Below are 19,167 nucleotides of genomic sequence, written 5' to 3' on the forward strand. Positions count from 1 at the left end.
CGCCAAGGAGACCGTCACCCGAAGCCAATGCGAGGCACCGCATGCCGGCCATTCCCGTCACCGTGCTCGGCCCGTCCGGGTCCGGCAAGACCGTCTACCTCGCCAGTCTGTTCCGCAGACTCGCCATCCCCCGACCGGACACGGGGTTCCACGTCGAGCTGCCGCCCGACCAGTCGACCAGGCTGAACCGGATCTACCAGCAGATCTCCAGGCCCGACGCGTGGCCGGACCCCACCCGGCGGGCCGACGTCTCCGTGTGGGAGTTCACCTGCTCGGTCCGCACGCCCCGGAACCAGATCTTCAGCCCCTTCTCCATCGAGTACCTGGACTACTCCGGTGAGACCCTCACCGAGCCGGACGGGCAGGCGGAGAGCGGCCGGCGCGTCCAGAGCCGGATCGAGGAGTCGGAGTTCCTCCTGGTGCTGCTCGACGGCATCAAAATCCTGCGCTGCTTCGAGGGCGACTACGAACTGGTCGACGAACTCGTGCCGATCTTCGGCTACATGCAGAAGGCACGGGCCACCGTCCACTTCGTGATCACCAAGTGGGACGTCCTCGCGGCGGCGGGGCACACGGTGCAGGCCGTCATGGACTGCCTGCTGCGCAATCCGGACTTCAAGAACGCGGTCGCGGTCCAGCTCCGGAACACGAAGGGCACCACGGGAGTCCGCTTCCTTCCGGTCAGCTCCGTGGGACTGGACTTCGCCGTTCCCGGCCCCGACGGCACCATGGTCAAAAAGGGAGGGTTCCCCTCACCGCTGTACGTCGAAGTACCCTTCATGGCCGTCCTGCTGGACCTCTTCGAGAACCAGCTCCGGCAGATGGCCCGGCAGGCGACCCCCGAAACGCAGCAGATCACCCATCGCGCCCAGCGGCTCTCCTGGGTGCGCATGGTCAAGGACAGGATTCCGCTGGTCAAGACGTACCTGCACACGGTGGCGGCGACGTCACCCGTGATGCGGCTCGTGCGCGACCACATGGCCGACGCGCTCCTCACCTACGTGGAGACCCGCGTCGCCGCCTACGGCGACCGCGTCGAACAGGACATCGCCCGCCTGCGGGACCGCATGCTCAACGCCACGTCCGAGAAGGACGCGCTGAACGGCCTGGTCGCGCTGTTCCACGCCAAGCTCGCCGAGTTCGAGGCCGAGCACCCCGGTTCGCGGCTCATGGAGGAGGAATCGTCATGGACCACGGCGTGAACGCCCAGGGCACGCGCGTATGGCCGTTCGCCGTCACGCGGTCCGTCACCACCGGCTTCCGGGTCGTCGTCGCCCCGGACTTCCTCGTGGACGGCGGCAGGTACTCCCTGCTCCACGACGCCACGGCCGGCGACGTCACCGAGGACGCCGTCTACTGGTGCGAGTACCACGGGCGCGAGTCCGAGAAGCTGTGGCTGCTGTACCGGGTCGTGTACCTGAAGGCGGCCGACGTCGGCCTGGAGGGCGACTACGCGATGAGCGGACCGCGACGCACCCCGCTGATCGAGGGGGTCGTCTGCCGGACGGCGCCGACGTCGCTCGCCACCCAGGAGCTCTTCGCGGAGGTCCACCGCCGGTGCGCGGCGGAGGTACGGGCGTTCTTCGAGGCCGACACGACCGGTCATCCCGTCACCCCCTCCCGGGCGTTCGGCGCCCCGGCGGCCGGCACGCCCATGACGGTCAGGGAACTCGACGCGTACCGCGCGGAAGGGAGCGACTCGACGGCCCCGCGCGGCCGTCGCCCATCGCGAGCCCGCCGACTCGCCGCGCGACTCCTCGCCGCCGCCCGCTCAGCCCTCGGCCTGCGCCCTGCTCGACGCACTCACGGACCAACTGCTGTACGCGCTGAACCTCTGCCTCGAAACACTGGAACGGCACGCCCGGCACCGGGCTGGCCCCGACGAGCGGCGGGAGCCGCCGGCCTGATCGTCCTGGGCGTCGTGGTCGCCCTCGTCGTCAGGAAGTTCAAGTGACCTTCGAGGGCCGTCACACGGGGGACGGCATCCGACTGCTCACGCAGCTCCTGATGACCGAGGAACGCGGCCTCGACCCCGTGGCCGTCCGGCCGGACCGCTGGGCGGAGCCGGTACGCGGCTGGCTGGCGGCCGGGGCCGCGCTCGCCGCCGGTGAGGCCGGGCGAGCCCTGGCCGTGCTGGGCGAGCCCGTGCCGGAGGAGAGGTACGAAGACCTGGTGACCCGTACCCTCCGGACCGCGGCGGTCGCCATGGACGTCAACTGGAGCCCCGGGGGCCTCGTCGACTGGGCCCTGCCGCCGGGGGACGAACGCGCCCTGCTCGAAGCCATGGACGGCACGCACGCCAGGCTGGCCATCCTCGCCAGGGACCCCGGGTTGCGGCTCCCCGCCTTCCTGGCGGGCCGGTACCTGCCCGACCTGCTGGTGGCCCGCGCCGTCCTCGGGAGCCGGGACGTCATCGCCGCCCAACCCGCCGAGGTGGTGGCCGCGGTCGGCGGGGCGGACGAGGCGTGGGAGGCCGTGCGGTGGTACGACGAACTGCCGGGGGAGATCGCGGAAGGCGGGCTCGCGGCCCCGGTCGCCTACCACCTGCTCGTCGCGGCGGACGTACGCGCCCGGGCCGGGGACAACCGCCGGGCCGAGGCGCTGCGCCGGGAAGCCCAGCGGTACGCGGCCGGGAACCCGGCGCCCTCGGCCATGGCGGAGCTGCTCGCGGGCGACGCGGAACTGGGCGTGCCCGGCGCGGCGGAGCGCTGCCTGCCGGTGCCCGCCGCAGGCAGGACCCTCGACCGGGCGGCGAAGCACTACGCCCGGGCGGAAGCGCTGTTCCGCACGGCGGGCGCCTCCCGCGGCCGGGCGGCGGCCGCACTGCGACTGGCCCACGTCGCCCGGCTGCGCCGGAAGCGGGGCGACCGCACCGCGCACCTCGACCGGGCGCTGTCGCTCGCCACGGCCGCCGGCGACGGGGCGTGCGCGGCGCTGCTCGCGGTGCACCGCTTGCTGGACGCCGTGGAGGACGGCCGGCCGCTGCCCGTCGACGAGGTGGAGCCGGTACGCCACTGGGCGTCGACCGTCGGCAGCGGTTCCTGGCTCCTGGGCATGGCCCACCTCGTCGCCGCCCGGGCCGGCACCTGGGCCCGCCAGGGCCACACCGTCCGGGCGAGCCAGGCGGGCGAACTGGCGCAGCGGCTCGCGGACCGGCGGGGAGCGCTGCCGGACGCCCAGCGGCCCCCGCCGGACGCGCCGGCCGGGGTGGCCGGGGTGGCCGGTGCGGTGACGGGCCCCCTGGAGGCGTACCACGAGGCCCGCCACCGGCTGGCCGCCCTGGTGCTCGCCGACAGCGAACTGCGCACGCGCGTGGCACGGCTGGAGGATCGGCAACGGGACCGGGCGGGAGACCGGGACCGGGAGGCCGCCGGGGACGTGACAGGGGAGGCCGCCGCGGACCGGCCGGTCACGGTGTCCGAGGTGAACGCCTGGCTGTCCGCCGCCGTCACGGCGGAACTCTTCCTCAACGAGGCGGTGGGACTGGGCGATCCGGATCTCATCGCCGCCGCACGGCCCCGGCTCGCCCGCGTGATCGCCCTGGGCACCCGCCTGCTGCTCGGGCGGGAGCGGCCCCCGGCCGTGGTCGAGGCGGTGCGCGGGCCCCTGGAGGGCCTGCGGGCCCACCTCGGCGCGACGCACGCCGCCGAGAAGCTGCACCGACTGCGCCGGCACAGGTCGGCGGGCATGTCGGCCGAGGCGGAGAAGGCGGCCGAGGAGGCGACGGCGGCCGCCGGACAGGTCCCGCCCTCCCTGGCGCGCTGCGCGCTCCTGGTGGAGACGGGCCGGCTCGCACAGGCGCGGGCGGAGGCGGACCGGCTGGAGGAACGCGGATCGCTCACCGCCCTGCACGTGGCCGCGCTCCGGCTGCGACTGGGCCAGCCCGAGCGTGCCGCCGAGGCGGAACGGCGGGCCGGGACGGCCGGTGGGGAGCCGGAAAAGCCCTGGGTGCGGCCCGCGATCGCGGCGGAGGCGGCGCTCGCCCTCGGCGACCCGCGGGGCGCCGCCCAGCGGGCCGCCGAGGCCGTCGCCGCGTACGAGGAGCACCGGTCGAGGATGGGGCGGGACACCCTGCGGGCGGCCTCGGCCGACGACCCGGCGGTGGCACGCGCCTATCACACCGCCGTGCTGTCCCAGTGGGAACTGCCCGGCGGCAGGGCCACCGCGTTCACCACCGCGGACCGCAGCCGCTCCGGCCTGCTCGACGCCGTGCACGCCCTGGACGCCGCCGCCGGACACCCCGCCGCGCTACGGGCGGTACGGCGCTGGCTCCAGGCGGAGACCCGCTGGGCCGCGCGGTTCGAGGAGGCGGCCACGGCTCTGCGCGACGGTGGGACGTGGACCGCCACACCCACCCCCGAGCCGGCGGAGGCGGCCGCCGCACGCTGTGCCCCCGACGCCACCCGGCACGTCCTCACCGAAGCGGAACGGGCACTCGGCGCGGCGGAGGCCGAGGTGCGCCGCCTCGCCCCCCGCGCGCTCACCTCCCGGCGCGGTCCCGGCCCGGTGCGGGACGCCGCCGCGGTGGCGGGCGCCCTCCCGCCGGACACCGTGCTCCTCCAGTACCACCTGCTCGACCACGACCTCCTCTGCTGGGCGGTGACCCGCGACGGGCTGCGCGCCGAGCGCCGGCGGCTGCCGGCGGACGCCCTCGTGGCGACGGCGCGCCGCTTCCACACCGCGTGTGCGTCCGGGCGCGAGGTGACGGAGCCGGGAGGCGCGCTGTCCGACGCCCTCCTGGGCTTCTGCCCGGCGCTCCTCCAGGAGCACCCCAGGGTCGTCGTCGTACCCCCCGCCGCGCTGTCCCTGGTGCCGTTCCACGCACTGCCGTGGGCGGGTTCGGTCCTCGGCGTCACGCACGACGTCTCGTACCTGCCGGCGGCGTCCCTGCTCGCCCGGGCGGGCGACCGGCCGACGGACCCGCTCTGGGCGGACGCGCCGGCGCTGCTGGTCGGCGCACCGGCCACCGCGCCCGAGCGCGGCCTGACGCCGCTGCCCGGCACCGTGACGGAGGTCGCCGCCGTCCACCGGCTCCTGCCGCGCGGCACGGTGCTCACCGGGCGGGCGGCCGGCCGCGGGCGCGTCCTGGAGGCGGCCGCCGGGTGCGCCGTCCTGCATCTGGCGACCCACGGCGACGTGCGGGAGCTGACGCCGTACCTCAGCCGCCTCGCCCTCGCGGGCCACGACGATCTGGGCGTGGACGACCTGCTGGGCCCGGACGTGGCCCCGGGACTCCTCGTCCTGTCCGCGTGCGACACCGGTCGCGGCACCGCCACCGCGGGAGGCGACGTGCTCGGGCTGACCCGCGCGGCCGTCATCAGCGGCGCCCGGCACGCGGTGGTGTCGCTCTGGCCGGTCGACGACATCACCGGGTGCCTCGTCATCACGGCCATGTACCGGCACCTGGTCGCCCCGGACCACCCGCCGGTCGCCACCGCGCTCGCCCGCGCACAGCGCGAGGTCCGGAGCCTCACGGAGGACGGGAGGTACGAGGAGTACGCCCGGCTCGCGGACCTCGCGGACCTCGCGGACCTCGCGGACCTCGCGGACGTCCCCGCCCTCGCCGGCACCCGTGCGCACCCGGCCGGACCACGCCTGCGCACCCGCGACAGCGGCCCCCGGACCGGCCCGTCCGCCACCGACGCGCAGCACCCGTTCCACTGGGCGCCCTTCATCCACGTGGGCGCGTGAAGAACCGTACGACCGGCCGGACGCCGGCGCCCGCCGGCGACATCCGCCAGAAGAAGTGAGGAGACCGGCATGACGAGGCGCGCCCTGCTGCTCGGCGCCCGCACCTACGACCTGACCGGCGTGGGCGCCGATGTCGCGGTCATGGAACGGCTCCTGGGCGACCGCGGTTTCACGGACCTGCGCGTCCGGGCGGAGGGCGGGGCGACCTACCACGGCATGGCCGAGGCGCTGACGCGGCTCGCCCACGACACCCGGCCGGGCGACGCGGTCGTCGTCTACTACTCGGGACACGGCGCCCTCCTCCCCGTACCCCCGTACCTGCGCCGGCACCTCCCCGGCGGTCCGGCGCACCTGCAGTACCTGGTGCCGGACGACCACGGGCACAGCACCGCGACCGACTTCCGCGGCCTGCTGGCCGAGGAACTCACCGCCGCGCTCCGCCGCCTGACGCGGATCACCCCCAACGTCACCTGCGTCCTGGACTGCTGCCACTCCGGGGGGATGGTCCGCGACCCCCGCCGGTGGCGGATCAAGTCCGTGCCGTCCGACGTCCCCGTCGAGGCGGGGGTCGACCGGTCGGTCCGGCTCGCCACCGCACCGCGCATGCCCGACCCCGATGTCGTACGGCTGGTCGCGTGCCAGCGGCACGGGCTGGCCTACGAGTACGACGGGCAGGGGCTGTTCACGGCGGGCCTGGCGAAGGCGCTGGGGGACTTCCGCCGCACCGCCGTCCCCTGGTCGGTGCTGATCTCCCGCGTCCGCGAGCACGTCCGGTCCTCCGAGGCGCTCCAGAGGCCCGACGCGGGCGGGCCGTCCGGGCGGCTGCCGTTCTCGCTCGACGTGCCCGAGCAGCCCGAGAGGCTGGAACTGCGCGCGGTCGGCGGTGCACTGCGCGCGACTGGGGGCGCCCTGTTCGGCCTGGACCGCATGGACCGGGTCCGGCTGGTGTTCCCCGCGGCGGGGGAGGCGCCCGCCCCTACGGTGGAGACACAGGTCGTGGCGGTCGACGGGGCCGACGCGCTCCTGGACCCGCCGCCCGGCCCCGTGCCGTCCGGCTCGTACGCGCTGCCCGTACGCGTCCACACACGTCACCCCGTGCACATCGCGGTGGACGGGCCCCTCGCCGGGCTCCTGCGCGCCCGGCTCGCCGAGTCACCACGGCTCAGGGAGGCCGCGCACGAGGACGAAGCCCGCTCCCGCGTACGGGTGACGAAGGCCGGGCTCGAGGTGACCGACGTGCGCGGGCTGCCCTACCGGCATCCGTGGCGGGTACCGGAACTGACGGTGGAACAGTCCGCCCGCGCCCGGGCGGCCGTCGCCCTGCTGGAGACGGTGGCCCGCGGCGAGCGGCTGCGGGAACTGGTGGACCCCGGGGCCGACGGCCTGCCCGGGGACCTGCGGGCGACGATGGAGGTGGAGAAGGAGCGGGACGGCCACGAGTGGCGCGTGTTCCGCGAAGGTGACGGGCTGCGCGCGGGGGACCGCTACCGGGTCGGCGTCAGCACGGGTGCGCACACCCCGCTGTACGCCTGGCTGGTCGGCGTCGGACTGAGCCGCCGGACCTCCCTGGTGACCCGTGACCAGCCCAGTGGCATCCGGCTGGAGCCGGAGACCTGGGCCGGGGGCGGGACCGGCTGGCGGTCCGGGCCGGTGGAGGTCTGGTGGCCCGAGGACGTACCGACCGACGGGGAGCGGCCGGAGAGCGTGCTGCTGCTGGTCGGCGACCGCGGGCTCGACCTCGGCCCCCTGGGCGGCTCCGCACGCCACCGCCGCTGGGAGCCCACCGCGCTGCGCGCGCTGCTGGACGAGGTCTGCGAGGGCGTCCGGGACTCCCGCCTCCCGGCCGCCGCGGAGGGGCTGCGGTACCGGGTGTTCGCCTGGCACACCATGGTCGCGCCCCCGTCATCGTGAAGCCGGACGACGAGAGCCGAGGAGCACGAGGCATGCACGATGCAGCAGGTGACGACCCGTCCGCGTCCCACCGGGATACGGACGGCCGGCTGCCCGACGACATCCTGGCCACCCCCGACCTGGTGCTGCGCGGCGGGCTGAGACCGAGGGGCCCGCTGGCGGCGCCCGGAATCACCCTCGCCCGGCCGCTGGCGTACGCGCTCCGCGACACCGCGGCGGAGGCCCTGGCACCGGCCACGGCCGCCCCCACCGCCCTTCTGCTGTGCTTCCCCTTCGACCTGGAGGAGTCGCCGGCCGGAGCCGGCTACCGGGAGGTCGAGCTGGCGGTCACGTTCGACGACGAGGATCTCAGGGCCCTCGACATGCGCCCCGGGCCCGGGTCGGCCGATCCCGGCGGCGCGCGGGTGGCCGCCTTCGGGCTCGGCGGCAACCGCCTGCGCTGGGTCTTCGCCGCGCCCCGCGCCGATGGGACGCTCCGCCCGGACGGCCGCTGGGCGCAGGCCCTCCTGGCATGTCCGCCACCCGTCACGGAGCTGTCCGGCCGCCTCCGGCTGAGGGGCGTGCTCGCGCATCCGCTGCTGAGCGGCACCCGGGCGGAGGGAGAGGTACGCACCCGCGACGACGTGCCGTTCACGGTGTCCCGCGCGGACATCTGGACCGGGGCGCCGCTGTGGACCGGAGTCGCGCCGGGAGCACCGGAACCCGGGACCCGGGCGCCCACCGGCTCCACGGACACCGGGACACCGGACGACGACCGACTGCCACCGGGGCGGCGGCGCCTGTGCCTCGCCGTCGACATCGAGCGGTACAGCGCGCACGGCAACACCAACATGATCCGGTTGCAGCGCGCCCTGCTGCGGGTCGTGCGTGCCGCCTGCGCGCGGGCGGCGGTCGGCTGGGACGCCTGCGGCCGCCAGGCCCAGGGGGACGGCTACCTCCTGGTGCTGCCCCCGGACATCGACGACACCCGGGTCGTCCCCCGCCTGCTGGACGGCCTCACCGGCGCGCTGGCCGCCGTGAACCGGGAAGGGCCGCTGGACACCGGTGCCGGGTCACCGGCGCGGGTCCGCATGCGGGCGGCCTTCCACCACGGCATCGTCCACGAGGCGGACAGCGGCTACGCGGGCTCCGCGGTGGTGGAGCTCTTCCGGGTGCTCGACTGCGGCCCGCTGCGGGCGCGCCTGGCCGAGGACCGGTCCACCGACCTCGTGGTCGCCTTCGGCGACCGGATGTACCAGGACCTCTTCCTCCACGGGTACGCGGGCCTGTCACCGGCCGGCTTCGTGCGGACGAAGGTGGCGGTCAAGCAGTTCACCGGAGTCGCCTGGATCCGGTCGCAGCGGCCCGCCCTCGTATGACGTCGTGGCCCGCAGGGGGAGGCGGGGTCACGGTCAGGAGGAGCGGGCCCGCTGGGTGACGACGATGCACGCGAGCACGACGGCGGCGGCCACGGGCGCGGCGGGGGTGAGCCGTTCGCCCAGCAGGAGCACGGCCCACACCAGGGTCAGCAGGGGCTGGGCGAGCTGGAGCTGACTGGCCCTGGGCACCCCGATCAGGCCCATGCCCTGGTACCAGACGACGAACCCGCCGAACTGGGAGACGCCGGCGACGTACGCCATGCCGGCGAGGGCCTTCACCGTCAGGTGCACCGGCTCCTGCGGAAGCGCCACCGCGCAGACGACGAGGTTGGCGGGCGCGGCCAGGACGACGCCCCAGGCGATGACGCGCCACCCCGGCATGCGGGCCGAGAGCCGCCCGCCCCGGGCGTAACCGGCCGCGCAGACCAGCAGCGCGGCGAAGAGGTAGAGGTCCCCGACCGTCGGCCGGCCGTGACTTCGCAGCAGGGTGAACGCGACGACGGTGGCCGCGCCGGTCCCGGCGGCGGCCCAGAACACCGCCGAGGGGCGGCGGCCGGTGAGGAGGGCGGAGATCGCCGCCGTGGCCATCGGGAGGACGCCGATGACGACCGCCGAGTGCGCCGTGGACGACGTCCGCAGCGCGAGGGTGGTCAGCAGCGGGAAGCCCAGCCCGCATCCGGCCGCGACGACCGCGAGCGCCGGCCAGTCGGAGCGGTCCGGTAGCGGAGCCCTGGTCGAGACGAGCGCGGAGAGCGCGATGACGGCGGCCAGGACACCGCGGACGCCCGTGGCGCTCCAGGGGCCGAAACCGTCAAGTGCCCAGACGGTGGCGGGAAAACTGAAGGAGAAGCACACCACGCCGAGGCCGGCGAGCACCGTGCCGTTCCGCAGTGGCGATACTCGCTCCGGGACGATAGCGCTACTATCTATACTCATGAATGACAGTAGCAGTTCGCGGAAAGTGGCCGACACACTGGCCCGTGAACTGGAGCGTGTGCCCGCCGGGACGCGGCTGGCCACGCACCGCGAACTCGTCCGCCGCTTCGGCGTGAGCGCCACCACCGTCTCGCAGGCGCTGGCCCTCCTCACCCAGTGGGGCGTCGTCACCTCCCGCCCGGGCGCCGGCACCTTCCGTGCCGAGGCGCGGCCCGTGCAGCGCGCCGGCGACACCTCGTGGCAGGAGGCGGCGCTCCAGCCGGCCACCTCCGCCGGCTCGCCCGCCGGTGCCGCGCGCGGCTTCACGGCGACCGGCCTGCTGGGCACCCTCTCCACCCTGGGCCCCGACGTCGTCGACCTCAACGGCGGCTACCTCCACCCCACGCTCCAGCCGCTCGCCATGCTCGGGACCGCCCTGGCCCGCGCCGCCCGGCGCCCGGCGACGTGGGACCGCCCGGCGGTGGGCGGACTGCCGGAGCTGCGCGACTGGTTCGCGGCCGGCATCGGCGGGGGGCTCGGCCGGGACGACGTCCTCGTCTGCGGCGCCGGGCAGGGCGCCCTGGCGACGGCCCTGCGCGCCCTCGGCCAGCCCGGCGCCCCCGTCGTGGTCGAGTCACCGACGTACCCGGGGACCATCGCGGCCGCCCGGGCCGCCGGGCTGCGCCCCGTCGCGGTCCCGCTCGACGCGGAGGGGCTCCGCGCCGACCACCTGGACGAGGCGCTCGGCCGGACCGGGGCGCGCGTCGTCATCGTCCAGCCGCTGTTCCAGAACCCCACCGGGGCCTGCCTGTCGGCGGCCCGGCAGCGCGAGATCCTCCGCGTCGCCCGGCAGCACGGCGCCTTCGTGATCGAGGACGACTTCGCCCGCCACATGGCGCACGCGGACGCCGGCCCGACGCCGCCGCCGATGGTCGCCGACGACCCCGACGGAACGGTGGTCCACATCCGCTCGCTGACCAAGGTGACCTCGCCCAACCTCCGCGTCGGCGCCCTGGCGGCCCGGGGCCCGGTCATGGCGAGACTGCGCGCCGCGCACCTCATCGACACGATGTTCGTCCCCGCGCCCTTGCAGCACACGGCCCTGGAGGTGGTGACCGCACCCGGGTGGAAGCGTGCCCTCGCCACCCTCGGATCGGCGCTGGAGCAGCGCAGGAAGGTCGCCGCCGACGCGGTGTCCGCGACGTTCGGCCCCCGGGCCCTGGCCGTCCGGCCGCGCGGCGGCTACCACCTCTGGGTGTCGCTGCCGGGCCACCTAACCGAGGAGCGGCTCGCCGCCGCCGCACTGGCGCACGGGGTCGCCCTCACCCCCGGCGGCCACTACTACGCCACCGACAGCGGCACCCCGCACGTCCGGATCAGCTACGTGGCCGCTCCCTCGGCGGCGGACGTCGACGACGCCGTACGCCGCCTCGCCCCCCTCGTCACGGAAGCCTGAAGCCGCGCGGGGCCACCTGGGCGCCGGGGCCCGCCCGTACCCCCGCGGCGGGCCTGACATGCTGGGCGGCATGGCCACATTCGAGGGACGGCCCGTGACCGCCGACGACGTGCTCCCCCTGGCGCTGACGAACCTGGGGCACTTCACGTCCATGCGCGTCGACGCCGACCGCACGATCCGCGGCCTCACGCTGCACATGGAACGCCTGGCGCGGGACTGCCGCGCCGTGTGGGGCGCGGAGCTGGACACCGCCCGTGTCCGCGACCTCGTCCGCGCCGCCCTCGAGGGGCACGTGACGCCGTGCGTCGTGCGCGTCACGGTCCACGACCCGGGCGCCGAGGTGGGCCGTCGCCCCGGGGGCGAGCGCCCCGGCGTGCTGGTCACCGTGCGCGGGGCCGGCGGGCTGCCCGCCTCGCCGCTGCGCGTCCGGAGCGTCATGTACGAGCGCGACCTCCCCCACGTCAAGCACGTCGGCCTCTTCGGCGCCCTGCACGCCCGCCGCACCGCCCAGCTCGCCGGGGGCGACGACGCGCTGTTCACCGGCCGCGACGGCCTCGTCAGCGAGGGCGCCACCTGGAACGCCGGCTTCGTCGACCACGACGGCACCGTGGTGTGGCCGCGGGCCCCCGTACTGCCCGGCGTCACGATGGCGCTGCTCCAGCGGCACGCCCCGGGCGCCGCACACCGCACCGTCCCGCTCACCCTGGACCGGGCCAAGGGCATGGCGGCCGCCTTCGCCACGAACACCGCCATCGGTGTCCGCCCCCTGGGCGCCATCGACGGCACGGACTTCCCGGCCGGGCACCCGGTGCTGAGCGCGCTGCGCGAGACCTACCTGTCGATCCCCGGCGAGACGGTGTGAGCGCCGTGCCCCGGCCGGGCCGCGCTCACCTGCCGCACCGCGCGGCCCCCTGCGCCGGCGCGGCGTAGTACTGCCCGACGCCGAGCGTCTCGCACGTGTCGGCGAGTTCGCGCTCGAAGAAGGGGCCCCCGTCGTCCAGGGCGAAGTCCAGGTGCCCCAGCACCTCCATGCAGACCAGCCCGTACAGCCGTACCCAGCACCGCAGCATCACGGCGATGGCCTCGACGGGCAGGTCCATGTCGCGGTGCGCCCGCAGGCGGTCGAGCTGGTCGGCGAGGCGGGGGTGCAGGGAGCCGGGCGGGGAGACGGGGAAGGGGCGGGAGCGCCAGAGCTTGGCCATCAGATCGGCGAAGAGCACACCGAAGACCCAGCCGGCGTCCTGCTCCAGGTCCGACTCGCCCCCGCTGATCGCCCCGGGGGCGCTGGGGCCGAGGAGCAGCCCGAACTCCCGCTTGTGCTCCAGCCCCCAGCGGCGCAGCGCCCGCGCGGCGGCGATCAGGCGGCCCGGCGCGTCGTCCTCGGGCAGGGTGTCGCAGGACGCCTCGAGGTACGCGGCGACCTCGATGAAGATGTCCGCCCGGAGGGTGCGCAGCAGTTCCTCGTGGCTGGTGAAGTAGCGGTAGACCGCCGGGGCGGTCATCCCCATCCGGCGCGAGATCGCGCGGATGGAGACGCTGCCGACGCCTTCGTCGACCAGCAGCCCGCGCGCCACGTGCTTGATCTCGTCGATCGTCGCGCGCCGCTGCTGCTGGCGCCGTGAGAGCGCCGGCGCGGTTCCGTTCCTCTCACCCATGCCCAGGTGCGTCCTTACGTGCTCCGTGTCCCGTTCCGGACGGTGTGCGCACAGCTCCGTTATGTATCTGGCAGGAACTTAACAGGTGCCACATCGGCCGGGGGAGGGGATGGCGACGGCCCAGGGAGCGTGTGGACACGACCTAGGGGGTGGCTGTTCCGGCGATGAGGCCGGCGGCCACCGCCGAGGCGATGGCGCCGAGCAGGGCGTCGTCCACCGGGTCGTGGAAGGCGAACAGCGCCATGAACACCGGGCCGCTCAGCAGCAGGTGCGCCAGTGCCGGATCGTGTGGCCCGGCCAGCTCCCCGCGCTGCGCCGCCCGCTCCAGGAGCACCACGAAGTCGGCGCGCTGCTGGGCGACGAAGGTCTGCTGGAGCCGCGCGGCCAGCTCCGGTGAGCGCACCATCTCGGCCATCAGCGCCGGCGTCACCTGGCGCGCCAGCGGGTTGCCCAGCCGTTCGTGTATCAGCCGCGCCAGGGCGTGCAGGTCCCCGTGCAGGGAGCCGGTGTCCGGCGGCGGCTCGATGCCCATGTCGTGCACCGCCGCCGCGAAGAGCAGCTCCGCCTTGGAGCCGAACCGGCGGTAGATGGCCGCCTTGCCCACTCCCGCGCGGGCGGCGGTCGCGTCCATGGTCACGCGGGCGTACCCGACCTCGGTCAGGAGTTCACGGGCGGCCGCGAGCACCGCCCGGTCGATGTGGCCGTCCCGGGGGCGACCGAGCTGTTGTCCAGAGTCCGGCATGGTGGCAGTATACGAGCCTGTAGTTCCGAAACTCCAGTCTCGGAAAGTGGCGAGCAGTGCTCTCCCGGTGCGTACGCCGGGTCCGCGCCCCCGCCGGGTCCGCGTCCACGGCGCGGGTCCGCGCCCGGGCGGCGGATGTATCCGGGCCCGCCCTCACGGGATCTGGAGACGGTGAGCCCGCTGTTTCGAGGAGGAACCCCCATGGTGGACAGGCAGCAGGCGCGCGCGGCGCGCCCGGCGCGGGCCGGCGGCTCATGACGGCACGACTGGACCACTGGCTCCCCGGTCCCCACTGGCACACGCACCACCACCGCGCCGTCGCGGCACCCGAGCCGGAAGTGGCCCGGGCGCTCAAAGAGGTGACGTTCAGTGACATGACGGTGATGCGGCCGCTGATGCTCCTGCGCACGCTCCCGTCCCGGCTGACGGGCCACGACCGGAGCCGGGTCGCCGGCGGCGTCGACGCCATCGAGGGCATGACGCGGATGGGCTTCACCGTGCTGGACGACGTGCCGGGCGGCGAACTGGTCATGGGCTTCGTCGGACAGCCCTGGAAGCCGAGCCTCGCCAAGGCGGTCATCCCGGGCCTGAGCCCCGAGGAGTTCCTGGCGTTCGACCGGCCCGGGTACATCAAGGGCATCTTCGGCCTGTGGGCCGAACCCGACGGCTCCGGCATGCGGGTGCACACCGAGACCCGCGTGTACGCCACGGACCCCGAGGCGGTGCGCCGGTTCACGCCGTACTGGCGGGTCATCAAGCCCTTCAGCAGCCTCATGCGCCTCGACATGCTGAGCGCCGTCCGCCGCCGTGCCGAACGCACCGCTCGCGGCGGCGCCCACCGCTGACCCACCTCACGGCGGCCGGGCCGTCCCGGCCGTCACTCAGCCTCCGGCTGTATCCAGCCCCACTCCGCGCGGATCCGTATGAACGACAGGGCTGTCGCTCCTCCGGGAAGCGGGGTTCCTCATCCACCGAAGGAGAAGACCGTGGACCGCAGTACCGTCCATCGGCATCGCTGGCAGATCCTGGCCGCGCTCTGCCTCAGCCTGCTGTTGATCGGCCTCGACCACCTGATCCTCAACATGGCGCTGCCCATGATCCAGAAGGATTTCGCGTCGACCGGCACCGAGATGCAGTGGATCGTCGATTCCTACACCCTCACCTTCGGCGGGCTGCTGCTGCTCTGCGGCAGCCTGGCCGACCGCTTCGGACGGCGCCTCCTGCTGATCCTGGGCATGGTGGTGTTCCTGGCGTTCTCCCTGGCGGCCGCCTTCTCCACCGACGCCGCCATGCTCATCGCCATGCGCGCGGCCATGGGCGCCGGAGCGGCGATGATCATGCCCGCGACGCTCGCCATCATCAAGGACGTCTTCCCGGCCGAGGAACAGGCCAAGGCCATCGGCATCTGGGCCGGCAGCGCCGCGCTCGGCGTACCGCTCGGCCCGGTCGTCGGCGGCTTCCTGCTGGACAACTTCTGGTGGGGCTCGGTCTTCCTCGTCAACGCGCCCGTGGTCGTCGTCGCCCTGCTCGCCGCCGCGTTCCTGATCCCCGAGTCGCGCAACCGCAACCACCCGGGCCTCGACCTGATGGGCGCGCTGCTCTCCGCCGCCGGCCTGGGCGTGCTCGTGTACGGCCTGGTCGAGGCCTCGCGCAACGGCTGGACCGACAGCGTCACCCTGGTCTCGCTCGGCGTCGGCGCGCTGCTCATGGCCGGGTTCGTGGTCTGGGAGCGGCGCACCGCCCACCCGATGCTGGCCGCGGGCCTGTTCGGCGACTCCCGGTTCAGCGGCTCCGCCATGGCCGTGGCCGCCGTCTCGTTCGGCATGTTCGGCTCGCTGTTCGTCCTCACCCAGTACCTCCAGTTCGTCCTGGCGTACGAGCCGCTGGACGCGGGCGTGCGGCTGCTCGCCGCGGCCACGATGATGATCGCCGCACCGCTCAGCCCCAAGCTGGTGGAGCGGCTCGGTCTGAAGGCCGTGGTGACGGCCGGACTCGTCCTGCTCACCGGCGCCCTGTTCCTGACCTCCGGGGCCGACATCGGCTCCGACACCCAGGTGATCTGGAGCCTCGCTCTGTTCGGCCTCGGCATGGGCCTGACCATGCCGGCCGCCGCCGACGCCATGCTCGCCGCCGCCCCCTCCGGACAGTCCGGCGCCGGTGCCTCGGTGACCGATGCCGCCATGCAGGTCGGTGGCGCGTTCGGCATCGCCGTCATCGGCAGCGTCCTCGCCAACTCGTACCGCGACGCCCTGCCCTCGCTGGGCCAGCTTCCGCCCGAGGCCGCGACGGCCGTCGGCGACTCCGTCGGCGCGGCCAGTGCCGTGGCCGGCTCGATGGGCGGCGAACCGGGCCGGCGCCTGCTCGACGCGGCCAACGACGCGTTCATGGCGGGGCTCACGGACTCGATGCTGATAGCGGCCGGGGTGACCGCGCTGGGCGCGCTCGTCGCCGTGGTGGTCCTGCCGCGCAGGACCCCGGGCACGGGCGCCGGCGCCGGAGGCACGGCCGACGCGCACCCCGCCGGCGAGAAGCGCCCGGTGGAGACCGCCCGCGGCCACTGACGCCCCGGCCCGCCCCCCGGCCCCCGCCGCCCCCTCCGTACCCCACGTCCCCCGCCCCCACCCCCAACCCCCGCCCCCGCCCGCCCCTCACCCCCCACCACCCGGCCCACCCCCGCCCCAAACCCCGCCGCCCACACCCACACCCATCCACTGGAGGAACACCCGATGCCCCACGGCGACGACCCGACCGACGACCTGAAGGAGCTGGCCGCGCACATCGCGGACCGGGTCTGGAACCAGGCCGATCTCGGCGCGATCGACGAGCACTTCGTACCGCACTTCGTCGGCCACTTCCCCGGACTGCCCGACGTGCACGGCCCGGCGGACTTCAAGGAGATGGCCGCCGGCCTGCGCAAGGCGCTTCCCGACCTCGCGGAGCGCATACACCTCCAGGTGCGGGAGGGCGACAAGGTCTTCATGCAGGCCGAGTTGACCGGCACCCACCTGGGCGACCTGATGGGCATCCCGCCCACCGGCCGGCCCACCCGGCTCACCGAAATGATCATTCTCCGGTTCGAGGGCCGCAAGGTCGCCGAGCTGTGGCAACAGGCCGACTACCTGGGCGTGTTCAGCCAGCTCGGCATCGCCCCGCCCGAGGGGGCGGGGCCGCTGGGCACCGTCGCCCACACCTTCAAGACCGTCGGCCGGCTCGGGGCCCTGGCGGCCAAGGCGAAGATCCAGCAGCGAAGGAAGGCAGACGCCCGATGACCACGCACGACATACCGGCGCAGACGAAGACCGCGAAGGAGCCGGCCCCGTTCCGGCTCACCCGCGAACACGTGCACAAGGTGGCCGAGCTGTCCTGGTCCAAGGACAACTCGCAGGCCCTCGAGTGGTACGCGCCCGAGTACCGGGCCCACCTGCCCGGCCGCCCCGTCATGAAGGGCGGGCAGGAGTTCCTGGACACCCTGAACATGGTTCGCGCGGCCAAGCCCGACCTCGAGGTCGAGTGGCACGACATCCTGATCGAGGGCAACCGGGCCGTCCTCCGCCTGACCTTCCGCGGGCACCAGTGGGGGCCGCTCTTCGGCATCCCGCCCACCGGCCGGCTCCTGAAGATCGACGAGATCATCGTGGAGACGTACGACGACCAGGGCCGGATGGTGGAGTTCCGGCAGGAGGGCGACTACGCCGGGATGCTCATGCAGATGGGCATCGTGCCGCCGCCCGGCACCGGCCCGCTCGGCACCCTCGCGCACTCCATCAGGACGGCCGTGCGCCTGTCCTGGCTGGACCGCAAGCACCGGAAGGCGCAGCAACCGCGCTGAAGCGCCCGCCAGTTGTATCCCGGACCGCCGGCCGCGGATCTCTGAGAGTGAAGCCACCGCACCTCGAACCCTTGGAGAGCCCATGCCGATGCACGAGCCGACGGAAGAGCCGCCCACGCCGGACACCGACCACGACGTCATCGTCGTGGGCAGCGGCCTGGGCGGCCTGGCGGCGGCCGCCCACCTGGCGAAGTTCGGCCGGCGGGTCCTGGTCGCCGAGCGCGCCGCCGGGATCGGCGGGTACGCGCACGCCTTCCGGGCCGGCGAGCGCTACTACGACCCGGCCATCCACGTCGTACCGGGCGCGGCCGAGGGCGGCACCATCGACGTCCTGCTGCGCTACCTCGGCGTCCGGGAGATGTGCGACTTCGTCGAGTCCGACGCCCTGTACCGGGTGGTCATCGACGACGACGTCCTGGACGCGCCCTTCGGCGCCGAGGCGTTCATCGAGTCGCACGTCCGGCTCTTCCCGCACGAGGAGGAGGGCATCCGGGGCTTCTTCGGGCTGTGCGAGCGGTTCCTCGCCGAGGCCCACCAGGTGCCGGTGCAGCTCTCGCCCAAGGAGCTCGGCGAGGCGGTGGAACGGTTCCCCACCCTGTTCGGGAACCGGATGTCCACGCTCGGGGAGGTCCTCGACCGGTACATCACGGACCCGCGCTGCAAGGCGTTCTGCACCGCCGGATGGCCGTACATGGGCCTGCCGCCCTCGCAGTTGTCCTTCGAGCTGTTCGCCCGCTTCCTCTTCACCCAGATGCACGGCCTGTACCACTGCAAGGGCGGCTTCCAGCACCTGGTCGCGGCCTTCACCACGGCGATCGAGCGCAACGGCGGCAAGATCGTCACCAACTCCCCGGTGGAGCGCATCCTGGTCCGCGACGGCCGGACCGAGGGCGTGGTCCTGGCCGGCGGCCAGGAACTGCGGGCACCGGTCGTCATCTCCAACGCCGACGCCACCCACACCTTCCAGGACCTGGTGGGCCTGGAGCACCTGCCGAAGGCGTACAACCGCAGGCTCCGCTCGCTCAAGGGCTCCATGTCGATGTTCGTGGTGTACGCGGCCACGACCCTCGACATCGCGGCCGCGGGCGGCGCGCACGAGACGTTCATCTACGACAGCCACGACCACGACCGCACCTTCGCCGGCTTCTCCGGCGGCGAGGCCCCCGCCACCGTGGTGGTCGTGCCGACGCTGCTCGACCCCAGCCTCGGCCCGCCCGGGGAGCACCTGGTCACCTCCACGGCACTGGCCCCGTACGAGGGTCCCGAGCCGTGGTCGGAGCTGAAGCCCAAGCTGGAGGAGAAGTACCTCGACCTGATCGAGCGGCTCTACCCCGGGTTCAGGGACGGACTCACCTTCGTCTCCAGCGCGACCCCCCTGACGCTGGAGCGCTACACGGGCAACCACCGGGGCGCGGCGTACGGCTGGGAGAACACCCCGGCGCAGGCGGGCAGCAAGCGCCTGACCTACCGCACCCCCATCGAGGGGCTCTACCTGTCAGGCCACTGGGCCCAGGCGGCCAGCGCCCTGCGGGTGATCGTCTCCGGCAGCCACACCGCCCAGGAGATCCTGCGCGCCGCCGGGGTCACCGACGTGGGCCCCGAGCTGTGAC

General features: G+C 74.5%; 15 protein-coding genes. 12 read left to right on the forward strand and 3 right to left on the reverse strand.

What is annotated here, in order from left to right:
• Nucleotides 1–41 precede the first annotated feature (41 nt).
• The 5 genes from E2B92_RS23035 to E2B92_RS23055 all read left to right on the forward strand — a co-directional run bounded on the left by E2B92_RS23035 (nucleotide 42) and on the right by E2B92_RS23055 (nucleotide 8,960).
• The gene (locus E2B92_RS23035) at nucleotides 42–1,202 is read left to right on the forward strand and encodes a hypothetical protein (RefSeq protein ID WP_126885641.1); all 1,161 of its coding nucleotides are present in this window, start codon (nucleotides 42–44) and stop codon (nucleotides 1,200–1,202) included.
• Complete coding sequence (locus tag E2B92_RS23040) at nucleotides 1,187–1,954, forward strand: hypothetical protein (RefSeq protein ID WP_126885642.1); 768 nt, start codon at nucleotides 1,187–1,189, stop codon at nucleotides 1,952–1,954. Before E2B92_RS23035 ends, E2B92_RS23040 begins: the two co-directional genes overlap by 16 nt.
• Nucleotides 1,951–5,691 carry a CHAT domain-containing protein gene (locus tag E2B92_RS33840; RefSeq protein ID WP_126885643.1) on the forward strand — a complete coding sequence of 1,247 codons (3,741 nt, stop codon included), beginning with the start codon at nucleotides 1,951–1,953 and terminating at the stop codon, nucleotides 5,689–5,691. Before E2B92_RS23040 ends, E2B92_RS33840 begins: the two co-directional genes overlap by 4 nt.
• A 69-nt stretch (nucleotides 5,692–5,760) precedes the next feature.
• Complete coding sequence (locus tag E2B92_RS23050; RefSeq protein ID WP_126885644.1) at nucleotides 5,761–7,602, forward strand: caspase family protein; 1,842 nt, start codon at nucleotides 5,761–5,763, stop codon at nucleotides 7,600–7,602.
• Between the two features lie 32 nt (nucleotides 7,603–7,634).
• Nucleotides 7,635–8,960 (forward strand): hypothetical protein, encoded by a 1,326-nt coding sequence (locus E2B92_RS23055; RefSeq protein WP_126885645.1) that lies wholly within the window; start codon nucleotides 7,635–7,637, stop codon nucleotides 8,958–8,960.
• Between the two features lie 33 nt (nucleotides 8,961–8,993).
• On the opposite strand, the gene E2B92_RS23060 is transcribed toward E2B92_RS23055, so the two are convergent.
• On the reverse strand, nucleotides 8,994–9,818 hold the full coding sequence (locus E2B92_RS23060; RefSeq protein WP_399431658.1) for a DMT family transporter: 825 nt from the start codon (nucleotides 9,816–9,818) through the stop codon (nucleotides 8,994–8,996).
• Between the two features lie 76 nt (nucleotides 9,819–9,894).
• On the opposite strand from E2B92_RS23060, the gene E2B92_RS23065 reads away from it, so the two are divergent.
• Nucleotides 9,895–11,331, forward strand: coding sequence for an aminotransferase-like domain-containing protein (locus E2B92_RS23065; RefSeq protein WP_126885647.1), 1,437 nt, complete (start codon nucleotides 9,895–9,897; stop codon nucleotides 11,329–11,331).
• Between the two features lie 70 nt (nucleotides 11,332–11,401).
• Nucleotides 11,402–12,193, forward strand: a complete 792-nt coding sequence (locus tag E2B92_RS23070) for an aminotransferase class IV family protein (RefSeq protein ID WP_126885648.1) — start codon at nucleotides 11,402–11,404, stop codon at nucleotides 12,191–12,193.
• A gap of 25 nt (nucleotides 12,194–12,218) precedes the next feature.
• Here E2B92_RS23070 and E2B92_RS23075 read toward each other — a convergent pair whose 3' ends face one another.
• Together E2B92_RS23075 and E2B92_RS23080 are read right to left on the reverse strand one after the other, a co-directional pair.
• Nucleotides 12,219–12,986, reverse strand: a complete 768-nt coding sequence (locus tag E2B92_RS23075) for a TetR/AcrR family transcriptional regulator (RefSeq protein ID WP_235023936.1) — start codon at nucleotides 12,984–12,986, stop codon at nucleotides 12,219–12,221.
• Between the two features lie 142 nt (nucleotides 12,987–13,128).
• Nucleotides 13,129–13,728 carry a TetR/AcrR family transcriptional regulator gene (locus tag E2B92_RS23080; protein WP_126885650.1) on the reverse strand — a complete coding sequence of 200 codons (600 nt, stop codon included), beginning with the start codon at nucleotides 13,726–13,728 and terminating at the stop codon, nucleotides 13,129–13,131.
• Between the two features lie 254 nt (nucleotides 13,729–13,982).
• On the opposite strand from E2B92_RS23080, the gene E2B92_RS23085 reads away from it, so the two are divergent.
• The 5 genes from E2B92_RS23085 (at nucleotide 13,983) to E2B92_RS23105 (ending at nucleotide 19,166) form a co-directional block, all read left to right on the forward strand.
• Complete coding sequence (locus E2B92_RS23085) at nucleotides 13,983–14,573, forward strand: hypothetical protein (RefSeq protein WP_126885651.1); 591 nt, start codon at nucleotides 13,983–13,985, stop codon at nucleotides 14,571–14,573.
• Between the two features lie 141 nt (nucleotides 14,574–14,714).
• Nucleotides 14,715–16,289, forward strand: a complete 1,575-nt coding sequence (locus E2B92_RS23090) for an MFS transporter (RefSeq protein WP_160159777.1) — start codon at nucleotides 14,715–14,717, stop codon at nucleotides 16,287–16,289.
• A 165-nt stretch (nucleotides 16,290–16,454) separates the two neighbouring features.
• Nucleotides 16,455–16,997, forward strand: coding sequence for an ester cyclase (locus E2B92_RS23095; RefSeq protein WP_126886411.1), 543 nt, complete (start codon nucleotides 16,455–16,457; stop codon nucleotides 16,995–16,997).
• Nucleotides 16,994–17,557: an ester cyclase gene (locus tag E2B92_RS23100; RefSeq protein ID WP_126886401.1), complete on the forward strand. Its 564-nt coding sequence runs from the start codon at nucleotides 16,994–16,996 to the stop codon at nucleotides 17,555–17,557. Before E2B92_RS23095 ends, E2B92_RS23100 begins: the two co-directional genes overlap by 4 nt.
• An 82-nt stretch (nucleotides 17,558–17,639) precedes the next feature.
• Nucleotides 17,640–19,166 (forward strand): phytoene desaturase family protein, encoded by a 1,527-nt coding sequence (locus E2B92_RS23105; protein WP_126886399.1) that lies wholly within the window; start codon nucleotides 17,640–17,642, stop codon nucleotides 19,164–19,166.
• The last annotated feature ends 1 nt before the right edge of the window (nucleotide 19,167 follow it).

This window comes from Streptomyces sp. WAC05374 (assembly GCF_004353505.1).
Taxonomy (GTDB): domain Bacteria; phylum Actinomycetota; class Actinomycetes; order Streptomycetales; family Streptomycetaceae; genus Streptomyces.

Bases quoted from the DNA above. Each gene is read 5' to 3' on its own strand.
- E2B92_RS23035 (WP_126885641.1), top strand. From the start codon at position 42: ATGCCGGCCATTCCCGTCACCGTGCTCGGCCCGTCCGGGTCCGGCAAG.
- E2B92_RS23040 (WP_126885642.1), top strand. From the start codon at position 1,187: ATGGACCACGGCGTGAACGCCCAGGGCACGCGCGTATGGCCGTTCGCC.
- E2B92_RS23050 (WP_126885644.1), top strand. From the start codon at position 5,761: ATGACGAGGCGCGCCCTGCTGCTCGGCGCCCGCACCTACGACCTGACC.
- E2B92_RS23055 (WP_126885645.1), top strand. From the start codon at position 7,635: ATGCACGATGCAGCAGGTGACGACCCGTCCGCGTCCCACCGGGATACG.
- E2B92_RS23065 (WP_126885647.1), top strand. From the start codon at position 9,895: ATGAATGACAGTAGCAGTTCGCGGAAAGTGGCCGACACACTGGCCCGT.
- E2B92_RS23070 (WP_126885648.1), top strand. From the start codon at position 11,402: ATGGCCACATTCGAGGGACGGCCCGTGACCGCCGACGACGTGCTCCCC.
- E2B92_RS23075 (WP_235023936.1), bottom strand. From the start codon at position 12,986: ATGGGTGAGAGGAACGGAACCGCGCCGGCGCTCTCACGGCGCCAGCAG.
- E2B92_RS23080 (WP_126885650.1), bottom strand. From the start codon at position 13,728: ATGCCGGACTCTGGACAACAGCTCGGTCGCCCCCGGGACGGCCACATC.
- E2B92_RS23085 (WP_126885651.1), top strand. From the start codon at position 13,983: ATGACGGCACGACTGGACCACTGGCTCCCCGGTCCCCACTGGCACACG.
- E2B92_RS23095 (WP_126886411.1), top strand. From the start codon at position 16,455: ATGCCCCACGGCGACGACCCGACCGACGACCTGAAGGAGCTGGCCGCG.
- E2B92_RS23100 (WP_126886401.1), top strand. From the start codon at position 16,994: ATGACCACGCACGACATACCGGCGCAGACGAAGACCGCGAAGGAGCCG.
- E2B92_RS23105 (WP_126886399.1), top strand. From the start codon at position 17,640: ATGCCGATGCACGAGCCGACGGAAGAGCCGCCCACGCCGGACACCGAC.